Annotated in this window: 12 protein-coding genes; 8 read left to right on the forward strand and 4 right to left on the reverse strand. The window is 42.8% G+C overall.

The genetic code is table 11. The features are described 5' to 3' along the window. Window positions 1–373 precede the first annotated feature (373 nt). Window positions 374–2,188, forward strand: coding sequence for a serine hydrolase domain-containing protein (locus tag RT761_RS11675; RefSeq protein ID WP_246465355.1), 1,815 nt, complete (start codon window positions 374–376; stop codon window positions 2,186–2,188). A 259-nt stretch (window positions 2,189–2,447) separates the two neighbouring features. On the opposite strand, the gene RT761_RS11680 is transcribed toward RT761_RS11675, so the two are convergent. Further along, complete coding sequence (locus RT761_RS11680) at window positions 2,448–3,263, reverse strand: M55 family metallopeptidase (RefSeq protein ID WP_218111596.1); 816 nt, start codon at window positions 3,261–3,263, stop codon at window positions 2,448–2,450. Window positions 3,264–3,355: 92 nt separating this feature from the next. Continuing rightward, window positions 3,356–4,303, reverse strand: coding sequence for an NAD-dependent epimerase/dehydratase family protein (locus RT761_RS11685; protein WP_218111597.1), 948 nt, complete (start codon window positions 4,301–4,303; stop codon window positions 3,356–3,358). Window positions 4,304–5,382: 1,079 nt separating this feature from the next. On the opposite strand from RT761_RS11685, the gene RT761_RS11690 reads away from it, so the two are divergent. The 7 genes from RT761_RS11690 to RT761_RS11720 all read left to right on the forward strand — a co-directional run bounded on the left by RT761_RS11690 (window position 5,383) and on the right by RT761_RS11720 (window position 12,188). Beyond that, window positions 5,383–6,522, forward strand: coding sequence for a uroporphyrinogen decarboxylase family protein (locus tag RT761_RS11690; protein ID WP_218111598.1), 1,140 nt, complete (start codon window positions 5,383–5,385; stop codon window positions 6,520–6,522). A 199-nt stretch (window positions 6,523–6,721) separates the two neighbouring features. Further along, window positions 6,722–7,309, forward strand: a complete 588-nt coding sequence (locus RT761_RS11695) for a carboxymuconolactone decarboxylase family protein (RefSeq protein WP_218111599.1) — start codon at window positions 6,722–6,724, stop codon at window positions 7,307–7,309. Between the two features lie 75 nt (window positions 7,310–7,384). Continuing rightward, window positions 7,385–8,452, forward strand: coding sequence for an aminopeptidase (locus RT761_RS11700; protein WP_218111600.1), 1,068 nt, complete (start codon window positions 7,385–7,387; stop codon window positions 8,450–8,452). A 10-nt stretch (window positions 8,453–8,462) separates the two neighbouring features. Beyond that, window positions 8,463–9,998 carry an FGGY-family carbohydrate kinase gene (locus RT761_RS11705; RefSeq protein ID WP_218111601.1) on the forward strand — a complete coding sequence of 512 codons (1,536 nt, stop codon included), beginning with the start codon at window positions 8,463–8,465 and terminating at the stop codon, window positions 9,996–9,998. A gap of 361 nt (window positions 9,999–10,359) precedes the next feature. After that, window positions 10,360–10,500 (forward strand): hypothetical protein, encoded by a 141-nt coding sequence (locus RT761_RS11710; RefSeq protein WP_218111602.1) that lies wholly within the window; start codon window positions 10,360–10,362, stop codon window positions 10,498–10,500. Between the two features lie 3 nt (window positions 10,501–10,503). Further along, window positions 10,504–11,322, forward strand: coding sequence for a BtpA/SgcQ family protein (locus tag RT761_RS11715; protein WP_218111603.1), 819 nt, complete (start codon window positions 10,504–10,506; stop codon window positions 11,320–11,322). Between the two features lie 92 nt (window positions 11,323–11,414). Beyond that, window positions 11,415–12,188 carry an inositol monophosphatase family protein gene (locus RT761_RS11720; RefSeq protein WP_218111604.1) on the forward strand — a complete coding sequence of 258 codons (774 nt, stop codon included), beginning with the start codon at window positions 11,415–11,417 and terminating at the stop codon, window positions 12,186–12,188. Between the two features lie 411 nt (window positions 12,189–12,599). Here the strand turns inward: RT761_RS11720 and RT761_RS11725 are convergent, their stop codons facing one another. Together RT761_RS11725 and RT761_RS11730 are read right to left on the reverse strand one after the other, a co-directional pair. Beyond that, a complete protein-coding gene (locus RT761_RS11725; protein ID WP_218111605.1) occupies window positions 12,600–13,583 on the reverse strand; it encodes a sugar phosphate isomerase/epimerase family protein in 984 nt (327 codons plus the stop codon). Window positions 13,584–13,656: 73 nt separating this feature from the next. Continuing rightward, complete coding sequence (locus RT761_RS11730; protein ID WP_218111606.1) at window positions 13,657–14,661, reverse strand: ABC transporter permease; 1,005 nt, start codon at window positions 14,659–14,661, stop codon at window positions 13,657–13,659. Between the last annotated feature and the right edge of the window lie 4 nt (window positions 14,662–14,665).

Genomic DNA, 14,665 nt, shown 5'->3' on the forward strand with positions numbered 1-14,665 from the left:
TTCAAAAAAAATTGGGCTAACACGTGTAATTGATCATGGAGAATACTCATAACATAGGGGATAATCCCCAAACCTGATCAATTGGTAATAAAAAGCCCAAGAAGAACTGGTAAATCAAATAAAGGAATTAGGAGGTTTTTAATTTATGGGGAAATTTAAGACCATGAAGCGTTTTTTAATCCTTTTATTCGTTATGATAACGATTGCCCTGCTGGCAATCGGACCTGTCTGGGCGGAAGAACAGGACCCTTACCAATCGGCCATCATCACTGCTCGGACGGAATCCTGGCGGAGTATCAATTCCGGAATTTCTGGGAGTGCCACAGTGGCGATAATGGACCAAGGACAGCTGGTTTATGCAGAAGGCTTTGGCATGGCTGACCGAGCCAAGAGTATTCCGGTCGATACCGAGACCATCTTCAATATCGGGTCGATCAGCAAGCTGTTTTGTGCAACCGCAGTGATGCTCCTGGTGGATGATGGACTGGTGGAACTTGATAACCCAGTCATTGAATATCTTTCGGAATTCACCATGGCCGATGACCGGTACCATGATATTACCGTACGGATGTTGCTGGACCACTCTTCCGGTTTTCCCGGCTCGTGCTATGCTAACATGATTGGCTACCAAGCAAAACCCGATGTTTTCCATGACACTCTGGATAATCTGTCGCGGGCAACCTTGAAACACGCTCCAGGAGAAATGGCACCATATTGTAACGATGGTTTTACCCTGGCAGAAATGCTGGTCGAGCGGGTTAGTGGTCAATCTTATATCGATTTTTTATCAGAAAGAGTCTTCCAACCGCTTTCACTGAAAAGGACCGGCAAGAGTCTCGGGGAAAGACCCATGGACCTACTCGCATTATTTTACGCCCCTGATACCGGTCAGGAAATTCCCTTGGAAGTACTATCGGTTTTAGGTGCTGGCGGACTTGCTTCCACGGCGATCGACCTGGTTCGCTTTGCCGATGCTTTTTCCGGAAAAGGTAACCAGATTCTTTCTTCAGAAGCTATTGGGGAAATGACCAGTTGGCAGCCGTCCCTTCTCGCTCAAAAGGCTTGGGAAGAGACGGGATTATATGTAGAATTTGCCTACGGATTGGGTTTGGACCTGGCAATCCAGTATCCCCAGTCGGGGAAAGGGGTCAAGTTGATCGGAAAAGGGGGCGACACGACAGACTATCACTCGATGCTCCTTTCCGTTCCAGAAGAAAGGCTCTCGGTTGCGGTTATCCAGAGTGGCCGGAACGCTGACGCTGTAAAAATTGCTTTTGACATCATGGACAGCCTCCTTATTCAGAAGGGCTTAATGGAAGCTCCCGCAACGACAGTAGCCAAGCCGAAGGAACCGCAAGCCATCCCAGAAGAGTATCTTGCTTTCCAAGGCTATTACGCACCTAACCCATTCAAAGTAACCTTCGATCTTGAAACCAATACCGTTAATGTAACCAAGCTGGATAAAAAAGAAGAAGTACCAGTTATAACCCTGACTTACCGGGATGGGCATTTTTACGGCCCTGATGATAGTCGTTTTTCTTTTCTTACAGTGAATGGCCATCATCTGCTGATGGTCTCCATTTTTAATCAAGTCGTCGAGATGCCTATCGGTCAGCAGCTCAGTAAACTCGATGAACCTCTGAATCTGGGAATCAATGTCGATGGGAAACGATGGCTGAGGCGAAACGTGCTCCCTGGAGAAGCATTCAACCCAGAGCATATCATGACCTCTCAGCTTATTGAAGACCTTCCTGGGTATGTGGTTTTCCAAGGGATCAAACAGATCCTGTCTCCACAGTATGCCGGTATCCCGGTCGGCGCCGTTCGAGACCAGACTGATTTAACTCTTTCCGAAAATAACGGACACACCTGGGCAAGGGTTTTTGATTTTCTCTACAGTTCCATCGAAGCCGCTCCTCCACTGGAAATAGGAGAAAATGAAGTGAATATCGGTAGCCTCAATTACAGCGAGTGGCTATCGGCGCCAGAAGAGTGCATTGTTGACATCCAGAAGTCCGAGCAAAGTAGGGTATTTATCTTTTCTCCGGAAGGATCGGTTCTCTACGACAGCCTGCGTGATAGCGGTGCCGCCTATGTTCCTTCTGGTGGTTTCATTGAGCTAATCGGACATGCCGGTGATGTGTTTCAAGTGTTGAGCAAACAAGATTCTATGAACGATGAGAATTGATTTTTGAGCCGATTGTATAGCCTGGATTTGGAATGGGAAAGCTTGTAATGATGCTTTCCCATTCCATGAAAATCTCTGGATCGGGTCTTGGTTCTTGAATTTTGGAAGATGTTAGATTGGATAAGGATAGGTTCTATTAATTTGGCAAGATGAAATAAATACCAAAACCCACTGCTGGTATCAGGTGGCTATTGATTCAAATAGTTCTATCCTGAAAATACCATCTTATAAATTCCCCCATTGAGGGGGAATAAATTGTTTATTGGTAATTTTGGCAGAAGCCGATGAATTCTTCCCAAAGAAGAGGAAGGTCATCGCCCTGGGCTTGAACGATTAATTCATCAATTCGTGTAACTCCTGCGAGTTTCTCCATTTTTTCGGCTTTTTCAGGAAGGAAAAATTCTACTTCGATACTAAAGGGTGGTTCAAGAGCATAAGGTTTGAATTCTGCGATTTTTTCCAATGATTCTTTGGCAGTTTTCCTGATCTCATTATGAGTTACTTCAACAGGAAGACATAAGGCACTGTGCTCGTTGACAGCCCATTTGACTGTGACGGTGGGAACATCACCCAGAAGGCTTTCGATCTCTTCCGTCCCTTTCGAATCACCAGCTACAAAAATTAACGGCACTCCATAAAAACCAGCAATTGCTGCCTCCATGCCAATTTCTCCAACCAGCATCCCGTTGAGGTAAAGGCTCTTGATAGAATGGTCATAAGTGTGAGTCAATAAACCTCCCGGAGTTTGTGCCATAGCATGGAATCCGACCATCATAAAACCATCGGCTTTTTGATAAACTTCTTTTAAAAGAGGATAAATCTTCCGAGGTTTTCCCATAAAAATCCGGGTTTGAGGATGCATTTTGCTCAGGTTGAGATTTAACCCATAGTAGTGCATATCAAAGATGGTTATCTCGGTAGCCCCTCCATCTAACGCTCCTTCAATGACGGCACTGACGTCGGATAACAGATATTCTCTCGCTTCCTGGTAAAGGGGAGCCCCAGGTTTAGCCTGCTGCTCGTTATCTACTACTCCAGAAACGCCTTCCAGATCAGCTAATATGATTATTTTCAAATGATTCTCCCTCCCTTATTTATGGCTTATCGATTTTTATATCTACAATATTTTTAAATCACGTTTTTCACTGGGTGTTTATCAACTCGTAACTACATTTTAGAACGAAGCTGTTTTTGAATCCATTCGGAGTATTCTGCAACCGCTTTCTCCATCCGATATTGAGGTGTATAACCCAGCTCTTTCATAGCCAAAGATATATCGAGAGTTTCACCGCGAGGGAAGAGTTTGCCTCCACCAAGAATTACTTTTCGAGGTTGCTCACTGTATTTCTGTGCTAACCTGGCTAATTCCGGAAAGCTGGTTGCTTCATCAGTGGCTATATTGAAAACTCGATGTTCGGGATGTTCTGTTTCATAAGCCAACACTGTCCCCAGGGCGGTATCCTTCACGTAGGTAAATCCCAAACTTTGATCTCGACCCTTTTCCAACTGGAGATTATCCAATCCTTCCATTGAGCCCAAAAGGTTTCTGAATAACGGATTCATTTCCGAAGGGAGAAGTCCTGGTCCAAAGAAAAAATAAGGACGGATCACCCGAACATCAATTTGGTAGTGGTTTCCATATTGAAGAGAAATATATTCTGAACCAACTTTTCCAGCACCGTAGAGATCGGAGGGATTAACCGGATGGGTGAGTTCTGATGGCGTATCTTTGACTTCACCATAAACCGCACCAGAACTTACATAAAGAAATTTTGGGATCTGGTAGAGGCGAGCAAATTCCAGCAAGTTGAGTGTTCCTACCACATTCAAATAGGTGCTGCGATAAGGGTTGTTCCAGTATCGGGGAGAAGCCATCTCTGCAGGAGTATGGATTATCCCTTCAATATTCACTCCTTCAGCGTGAAATATCGACAAAAGTTGTGACCATTCCAGTACATCGCCCTGAATAAAGTTTATTTGGTCTTTAAATTCTTCCAGGTAGTCAAAAGCACGTGGTTTGAGATCGACTGAAATAATTCTTTTCCCCTTTTGAGCCAAATAATAGATAATCCAGGAGCTTATAAGCCCGTTTCCTCCAGTAATAAGAACCGACATAAGAGGTACCACCCCCCTCAAGTAATTTAGTTTAAAAAGATATTGTTAGTTGAAAAGTCGATGATAATGAAAGTCATTTCACCCTCATCAATACATTTTCTCATTTAAAGCGAAGGAACTTTTAAAATCATTTTGCCATAGACTGGAGAACTATTCAAGGAAAAATGGTTTGGTTATTTTTAAGGAATTGATGATAATAAAAAAGGTTCATTAATCCTTCATTTTAACGAGCGTTTTGTGCGATTGGAAAATTTCAGATGACATGTCATATTGCGGCACCAGATGACAATGAAAACCAAGGATTCGACATGCCATGGCATGTCGCTACATTATATGAAGATCGGTCGCAATAAATTGTCGCCTCTACATTTTTATATTCTTTGGTAGGGGCTTGATTTATCATGCCCGTGGGTTTTCAGGATAGGCACTCATGTTGCTAACCAGCACCATACAACAATGAAAATTCCTATCTAGATCCGTCATTACGAGGAACGAAGTGACGTGGTAATCTCTCATTCACTCATTTTGTCATCCTGAAGAGCGTCTTGTGCGACGTGAGAATCTCATCCTTTCCGATTCCACAGTTCCACAATTACTCAATTCCACAAATAATAAAAGATGACTCATGAGATTGCCACGACCTCAAAAAACGAGGTCTCGCAATGACGGATTGGGTTGATGAGATCCTCACGCCCTCAAAAAGCGAGGGCTTAGAATGACCGATTTAAGGCACACCCCCCTTTATCCCCCCTCAATGGGGGAATTTATAAGATGGTATTTTCAGGATAGAAACTTAATCAAAGGAAATTACGAAAGTAAATTGAAATTGTTTTTGGTTTTCGAAATCTGAAGAAGAGGATACAATGTAATAAGAAAGAGTAAAGTTGTAATATTCGATGGTAAGAATTTATGCCTTAAATATTAGTCATTATGAAAATTGTCCTTAAAAGGGGATAGAATATTATAGGTAACTATTGGTTTTGTTGGAAAGAATGACTGATTTGAACTTGAAACTAACATATTTAAGAGAATGATGTCAATTTCAAAAGGTTAATTATCCAAATGAAGGAGGAAAAGATATGAACAAAATTCTTAGCTCTCGGGAGAGAGTTCTTACTGCATTGGACCACAAAGAACCCGATCGGGTCCCCCTGGACCTGGGAGGGTATCAATCAGGTATAACCACCATTGCTTATGAGAAACTCAAAAACCAATTGGGAATCAATCGACCCACCAGGATCTCAGAACGCAATCAACAACTGGCGGTGATCGATGACGAAGTTTTGAAAGAGTTTGGAATCGACACCCGATATGTTTTTATGAAACCATCGGTTCATTGGGACCCCAAAGAAGGCAGTGATGAAAACTCAACCTGGTATGTTGATGAATGGGGGGCTCAATGGAAAAAACCCCATACCAGCTTTTATTATGACCCGGTCGGGGTTCCTTTGAAAGAAGCAACGATTGAAGACCTCCGTCATTACCCCTCGCCAGATCCCAATGAAAAAAGCCGGTTTGAAAATGTCGAAAAAGAAGCCCAAGCGATTTATGATGCAGGTTATGCTCTTGGTACCACGGTATCGGGGGTTTTCGAACAAGCCTGGTACCTGGTCGGTTTAGAACGAATCATGATCGAAACCATCGAGAATCCCTCCTTTGTCGAAGCCTTACTGGATCAGGTTCTGGCCATCCTTTCCCAACAATACAGTCGCTTCTTGGAGAAGATTGGTCAGTACCTCACTTTCATTGAAATCTGGGAAGACATCAGTTCCCAGCAAGGACCCCTAACCTCACCCAATATCTACCGAAAAATCATCAAACCCCGAACCCGGGATTTGATCCAAGTCATCAAGTCAAAAACCAAAGCCAAAGTCGCCCTTCACAGCTGTGGGAGCACCAGCTGGGCAATTGACGATTTCATTGAAATTGGAATTCAAGTCTTAAATCCGGTTCAGGTGAGTGCTGCTCACATGGACACCAAGGAATTGAAAAGGAAATATGGAAATTCGATTAGTTTCTGGGGTGGAATTGATACTCAACGGGTTCTCCCCCGTGGGACAACCCAGGAAGTCGAGGATGAAGTGAAAAGACGAATTGACGACCTGGGAGAGAGAGGAGGATATCTGTTAGCGCCAGTTCACAACATCCAGCCTGACGTTCCCCCTGAGAATATTATTGCCATGTACCAGACTGGATTGAAGCATGGAAGATATCATTGATAATACTTAGAAAACTATTAATCGTTTTCTTTGAATAACAAGGAGATAAATCAGCAGGTAAACAATACGAGGCCTATTTGAGCAATCCCAAAAAAACCGCCCCAGAAAAGTTGAAAACCATAATCAGACAACCGGTCACCAAATAATCTACAAGGCCTAATGATCAATAATTGAGGAATAGGAGCTGTAAGAATAAAATATGGAAACCAGCAAAAAATTATATTCGGTTCGTGAATTGTATTGGATATTTTATAACGGACAGCGAACCATGAAGCATCTGTTCAGGGCAAAAAAGAATAAGGAGTTAAGCCAGGAATTCATTGAAAGGATCATGCTTGCCGTAACTGAGGTGAATGGTTGCAGTGTATGCTTCTATGCTCACACCAAAATGGCTCTTGAAGCTGGGATGACTAATGAGGAAATTACCAAGATGTTAGCAGGGGTGATTGATGATGTTCCAGTTGACGAAGTAGCAGGAGTGATGTTTGCCCAATATTATGCGGATTCCAAAGGAAATCCGTCGGTGGAGTCCTGGCAGCGAATCTTAGAGCTCTACGGGAAATCTAAGGCTTATGGTATCTTGGGTGCGATCCGTGCGATTATGATCGGGAATGCTCTGGGAATTGTGTGGTCAGCTTTATTCAGCCGATTGAAAGGCAAGCCGGATTCAAGAACTAGTTTGCTATACGAGGTTGCAATGATTTTGGTGTCCATAGTCATTTTACCGGTTTCATTCATCCACGCCCTTATCTCGGGATCATTGAAAGTACCAATTACTAATTTTTAAGGTATAAAAAGAAATACCTATGGTAGAATAGTTGAACGACGATAAATAAAGAAGAATTCACAAAAGGGAAATAATATGGATAAGCGTTGGAAAGAGCTGGGAAAGCTATTGGTCAATTACTCTACAGGTGTTCAACCGAATGAACGGGTTATGATTGCTATGACGGAGGTCGAGACTTATCCCTTGGTTCAAGCCGTCTATGAAGCATGTATTCAGGCAGGCGCTCACCCACAGGTGCAATTTCTATCGGAAGAATTAAATCGTTCTTTGCTCAAATATGGTTCTGAGAAGCAAATCGAATGGGTTCCTGGGATTGAAGCCCACGGTATGGAGTGGGCAGATGTATACATCGGATTGCGCGGCGCTCATAATTTGAAGGTATTTTGGGACATACCCTCACCTAAGCTTGCCCAACTACGTCGTTCGATGGGAAAAATATCGACTCTTCGGTGGGAAAAGACCCGCTGGTGCCTGGTGCGGGTACCCAATGCCTCTCTGGCTCAGGAAGCTGAAATGGATGAGGAAACCATTACCGATATGTTTTTTAATGCCTGTTTGTTAGATTGGCCTCAAGTGAGCGAGAAGTGGAACCGCTGGGCAGCACTTTTATCCCAGGGGAAAGAAATACGTATCCTTGGTCATAAAACTGATTTGCGTTTTTCGGTAAAAGGACGAAGTTGGCAAGTTGCCAACGGCAAAATTAACATGCCTGATGGTGAAATCATGACTTCACCCGACGATTCAACGGTTGAAGGAGACATCTACTTTGAATTCCCAGGGGTGTTGGGCGGACGCCTCATGCACGACATCCACTTACAATGGCAAAAAGGAGAGCTGGTCAAAGCGGCCTCATCCACTCATCAGGACTTTCTCCAATCGACCATCCAAACTGACCCAGGTGCCAGCCGGATCGGCGAATTCGCTTTTGGAACCAACCCCGAAGTCAAGTACTTCTGCAAGGATATTCTCCTTGATGAAAAAATTGGCGGGACCATTCATATTGCTCTCGGTCGTGCCTATCCCGAAACTGGAGGAACCAATAAATCGGCCATTCATTGGGATATCGTGAAGGACATGAGAAAAGAGGGCGAAGTCTATCTGGATGGGAACTTAATTTTCCAAAAAGGAAAAATGTTGATATAAGGAGAATTTTATGGCCAAAGGGTATTTGCTGGGAGTTGATATCGGCACCTATTCGTCCAAAGGGGTTTTGGTTCAAGAGGATGGGAAAATAATTACTCAAAAGGTTGTTCCTCATGGAATGGACATGCCTAAACCCGGTTATTTTGAACATGATGCCGATCGAGTATGGTGGCACGATTTCGTTATCATTGTAAAAAACCTATTAGATATATCCGGGATTGATCCAAAACACATCTTGGGAATTGGAACCAGCGCTATCGGATCTTGCGTTCTTCCCATTGACGAAGCGGGCCAACCGCTGCGACCAGCCATTCTCTATGGAATAGATACTCGAACTACTCAAGAAATAGAATATTTGGAAAAAACCTTGGGGAAAGAGGAAATCTTTCGCCATAGTGGAATGCATCTGAGTTCTCAGGCTTCAGGTCCTAAAATTTTGTGGATAAAAAACCATGAACCGGAGGTTTTTCAGAAAACCAGATGGTTTCTCACCAGTCAGGCTTATCTCGTTTATAGACTGACCGGTCAAGCCACAATTGATATTTATACTGCGAACGGCTATGCTCCATTGTTTGATGTCCATAATTTAGGTTGGCGGGAGGATATTGCTCCTCAGATTACACCTATTGATCGACTTCCCAAGGCTTTCTGGAGCTGCGAAATAGCCAGCCGAGTCACCGCGCAGGCAGCTCGAGAAACCGGCTTAGCTTCCGGTACTCCGGTCATCGTTGGGACAACCGACGCTGCCGCTGAAGCCATCAGCACTGGAGTAAGAGAATTCAATGATATGATGCTTATGTTTGGAAGCAGCATTTTCTTTATCGTTAAAACAGCTGATTTGGTGAATACCAGTCATTTTTGGAGCGCTCCTTTTCTGGAAAAAGATGTTTATACTTTCTTAGGAGGAACTTCAACCGCTGGAAGTCTTACCACCTGGTTTCGGAACCAGTTTGCCGAATTGGAACTGGAAAAAGAAAAAACCGTAGGCGGTAACGCATACGACCGATTAGCAAAATTAGCGGCTCAGTCTCCACCCGGTGCTAAGGGGCTTATTATTCTTCCCTATTTTGAAGGTGAACGAACACCTTTGAATGATCCGAGAGCAAAGGGAATGTTTTTTGGTATCAGTCTCAGACATACCAAGGCTGATATCTACCGAGCTATATTGGAAGGGGTGGGATATGGTATTCGCCATAATCTGGAAGTCATGGAAGAAGAAGGAGTAAAACCCGGACGTATTTTAGCCACCGGTGGTGGGACTAAAAATGACTTATGGATGCAGATTGTTTCGGATATAACCCGGGTTGAATTGGTTATTCCTAAAGAGCAAATCGGTGCCAGTTATGGGGATGCTTTTATGGCAGGGGTGGGTATCGGATTATTTCATAATCTGACTGAAATTGACCGTTGGGTTCAAATCGGAAAAATTGTTCAGCCCGATTTTGAAGCAAGTGGAAAGTATGATTTCAATTATCGCCTTTTCCGTTCTCTTTACGAAAATACCAAGCCACTTATGCATGACTTATCTGAATCTTTATCAGAATAGACTCTCACGGTGTTTCGCAGCATCAGTTGAGGATGAAAGGTTGATGTGTTGAGGGGAGTGTGCCTTTATCTTTTTTATTTCATCACTTTTCACTTATTTCGATATTTTCAGGATGGACCATCATGCCACTTGTGTGGCACTATATAATGATGAAAACCAAGATTCGATCGACATGCCATGGTATGTCGCTACATTAATTAAAGAATGAGCACAATACATTGTTCCCCTACATTTTTAAATTCTTTTGTAGGGGCTTAATTTATCATGCCCGTGAATGGATTTACAATGTAAAATAAATAATAAAGATGAACCAAGTGAGATTGCCACGTCGTCCAACCAAAAAACGGTTGGTCTCCTCGCAATGACGGATTTGGTTGATGAGATCCTCACGCCCTTAAATAATGAGGGGGAGAGGGGGAGAGAGGGCGAGGGGGAGAGGGAAGAGATGATTAGCCAAGGTGAGAAGAAAAATAAAAAAAAATTACATTCCGAGGAGGAATAGAGAATGCCGAGATCAAATTGGTTAAAAGAAGTATTTCACTGTCAAAAGCCCATCATTGCCATGTGCCACTTTGGTGCTATGCCTGGTGATCCAGGTTTTGACCATAAAGGTGGAATGAAAAAAGTCGTAGAGTGGGCAATCAAAGACTTAACTGCTCTCCAAAATGGTGGGGTCGATGCTGTGATGTTTTCTAATGAATTCAGCTTGCCCTATATGACCAAAGTTGGTACTGTCACTGTTGCTTCTATGGCTCGGATAATTGGGGAATTAATGCCACATTTAAAAGTACCCTTCGGAGTCAATGTTCTCTGGGATCCAGTGGCGAGTCTTGATTTGGCTGCAGCCACTGGTGCCAAGTTTATTCGAGAGATTTTCAGTGGAGTCTATGCCAGTGATTTTGGCATATGGAATACCAACTGCGGAGAGACGGTGCGTCACCAATATGCTATCGGTGCCCAAAATGTAAAACTGCTGTTTAATATCGTACCTGAAGCCGCTCAATATCTCGTTGATCGAGATATCGTCAGCATTGCAAAATCGACGGTTTTTAATGATCGCCCGGATGCTTTGTGCGTTTCAGGATTAACGGCAGGAGTTGAAACTGATGTACAAATTCTAAAAAAAGTCAAAGAAGCTTTGCCAGAAACGATCGTTTTCGCCAATACCGGTGTGAGGTTAGAGAATTTAGGAAAACAGCTTGAGTTTGCTGACGGAGCAGTGGTGGGAACGACTTTCAAATATGAAGGGAAATTCGAAAACCATGTCGATGAAGAACGGGTCAAGGCATTCATGAATAAGGTGAAAAAATTTAGAGAAGAATAAATCAGTGAGATTCTGATCATCTGAAACAGTATCGAATATCCAATATAACCAGCTCAACAACTAACTATTAAATTGATTGGAGGTTTTAATCTATGCCTTCCAGCATCTTGGAAGCGATGATAGTTGCATCGTTAACCGGCGGAAGTATTCTGAGAAAGTACTTTGAGAAAGAAAAATTTTCTGTCGTTCAGAAATCGGTTTCTTATGACCTGGTAACCAATATCGATAAAGAATCCCAAGACAAGATAAACGAAATTTTAACCAATCGTTTCCCAGATATTCCAGTGGTTGGCGAAGAGGGCAGCATTCAAGTCGGAAAGCAATCCCGGGCATTCTATGTCGATCCTCTGGACGGGACTTTTAATTTTGTTCATAAATATCCTTTCTTCTCGGTGTCTCTGGGATATTGGGAAGAGAATGTACCGGTAGCTGGAGTTGTCTTTGATCCAATTAGACGGGATTTGTTTTATGGCCAAAAAGGGGAGGGTGCCTTTTTAAATGGAGAAAGAATCACCGTCTCCGATCGAACCACCTTAGAAGGAAGCTATCTGGTAACCGGCTTCCCCTACAAAGAAGGAAAACATCCACGGATTGAAAAGGAAATTGGTTCGGTTATGAAGCTCACCGATTTGAGAGTTTTGGGAAGTGCAGCCTTAGAACTGTGTTATGTTGCCTGTGGAATTATTGATGGATATTGGGAATATGACCTTTCCTCCTGGGACTTAGCCGGAGGAGTTTTAATCGCAAAAGAAGCCGGAGCAGTGGTTACCAAACCCAATGGCGAAGATTTTGATCTTTTTGAGGGAGACGTGTTGGCGGCTCCGCCGGCTATTCACCAGAAGCTATTAGAGGCGCTAAAGCATTAAAAAATGAGATGACGGAACAGTAAAAAAATCAAATCCCCCCAACCCCCTTTTCTAAAGGGGGAAATTGATCGGCATATTACTATTTTCATTGTCATCTGTATTATCCGGTAGAGTAAAGATCTATACTGAAAATACTAAAAAAGATTAAAAAATGATCAAAAAAGAAAAAAGTACACCTCCCTGAATCCTCCCTCAATGGGGGAATAAGCCGATCAATTCCCCTCCATGGAGGGGTGCCGCTTAGCGGGGGGAGGGTGCTTTTCAGTTTTTCATTAATATATTGAGTAAAGGATAAAAAATATATTAAAAGATGAGATCCTCACGGCTTCAGAATACGAAGTTTCAGGATGACGGCTATATTTACTTGTCACTGGACTGAATAAAAGCATTAGATGGCCTTATACAAGCGCCTTACTTAAAGAAAACTTTTCGGACTACTTCGTGAGTGTCGGCTGCATCCATCTTCTTTTGTCCCTTTAACAAGGCGTCTTTGTCCACCTCTTGCAGCAAACGATAAAGGTCCAGGGTGTTTCGAGTACACAGTTCCAAAGCTCGAACTGGATGAATGCGGTAGGGGAATATGTCAAAACCGAGATAACCTTGATAACCGGATTTCTCTATATAGTAGAGAAACTCCAGAGTTTCATAAAGGTTGGTGCTTCCTGCTATGAGGTCATCATCCCACTCCCGATAGGCATCGTTAAAATGAACATTATAAAGAACCTTTTCTCTGGAGAGAATCGAAACCACTTCACCAGGATTTTCTTTCGCCATCAGAGCATGGCCGAAATCAACCGTCACTCCAATGTTCTTCCGGTTTAAAGCTTTGATGAGATAAAGCGATCGAAAAGCATTTCCCACAAAAAGATATTGTCGAGGTTCTTTGAGCTTATATTCAAGTGATATTTTCACCTGCGAACCATAATCAGCGATTTCCCCGACCGACTCCATAAGCAAATCCCATTCAATTCCATAATCGACCTCAAAGGGATAATCAAAACCATCCACTCCCAACCAAAGGCCCACTGAATCACACTCAAGAAACCCGGTTAAATCCACCAATTTTTTGGCTGCATCAATAGCTTCGCGTCTGAGTTTTTCATCTCGGTGGGTTAGGGCTCCCAACTGCCATTTGGGGCGGGAGTGAGTATTGAGGTTGATACAGCTCACTTTTAGACCATTGTCGTCCAGCAGGGATTTAAAATCTCGAGGGCTTATTTTTTCAAATTCATCATCAAAAAATTCAATCGCCTCAACTTCCGGCACCTTTTTCACTCGTTCTACTCGTTCCTGGATGTTAAGCGGTTCTTCATATCCCTGAGGCAAAAACCGGTCAGACATCCCTCCCATGCACCAGATTCCTACAGAAAGTTTCAATTTTTTCCCGGCAGCCATTTATAACTCCTTTCTCAGCTCGTTGAGCTATTCAATTTGGAAAAAAGACATTTAAAAATTTGCCCATATAAATCTAGTCGACTTTCATTCTTTTTCTTATCTTCTGTGAATATCTTGAACTATAAAAGTTGAGGATCATCACCAAAATCAACATTAAACCCCAAACCACGTTTTTGAAGAAAGGGCTAAAAGATAAAATATTAAAACCACTTTGAAGGATTTGTAAAACAATTATTCCCATAACCAGACCAGATATGTTTCCATATCCTCCGCTGGGATCGACTCCTCCTAAAACACAAACCAAAATGGCTTGAAGGAGATAGGCTGACCCATAACCCGGCCGGATCGAATTGACTCTCGATATCATGATGATCGATGCCAAACCAGAACAAAGACCGCTTAAAATATAGGTCCGAACTAAAATTCCTCGGTTATTTATCCCACTAAAACGAGATGCGACTGGATTAGAACCCAGCATATAGAGATTAAAACCGAAAGAGGTTCGGTTCAGGATTAAAGACATCAATAGGATACAAACAATAAAAATAATCATTGGCATGGGAATGGCAAAAATAGTGCCGCTTCCAATAAACAGAAATTTTTCCGGGAATCCCTGAATACCATATCCTTTGGTTATAACGATGGCAATTCCAGAAAAAATACTCATGGTACCTAAGGTGGCAAGAATTGCCGGTACTTTTATATAGGCTATGAGAAGTCCGTTTGCTAAACCGCAAAGCAGGGATATGCCAATCGCTGAGACTATCGCTAAAAATATTAGATATGACTCTTCATAGGCCCCCAACTGGGGAAGGGCATACTTGGTTAGTATTAGTGCTGCCCCCACACCGGCGAGATTAGCGGTTGATATAATTGATAAATCAATGCCCCCAGTCAGCATAGCTAACATGATGGCGATTGCCAGCAACCCAAACTCCGGTATTTGACTGGCTATGGATTGGAAATTACTCAAGGTTAAAAATTTACCGGGAAGAAAAATAGACATGACAATAAAAGCGCCAAACATCATGACAAACAAAATTGTGGTTCTTGAATGCTTCAAATATTGATCAAACAAGATT

Source organism: Atribacter laminatus (assembly GCF_015775515.1).
In the GTDB taxonomy this organism is placed as follows: Bacteria; Atribacterota; Atribacteria; order Atribacterales; family Atribacteraceae; genus Atribacter; species Atribacter laminatus.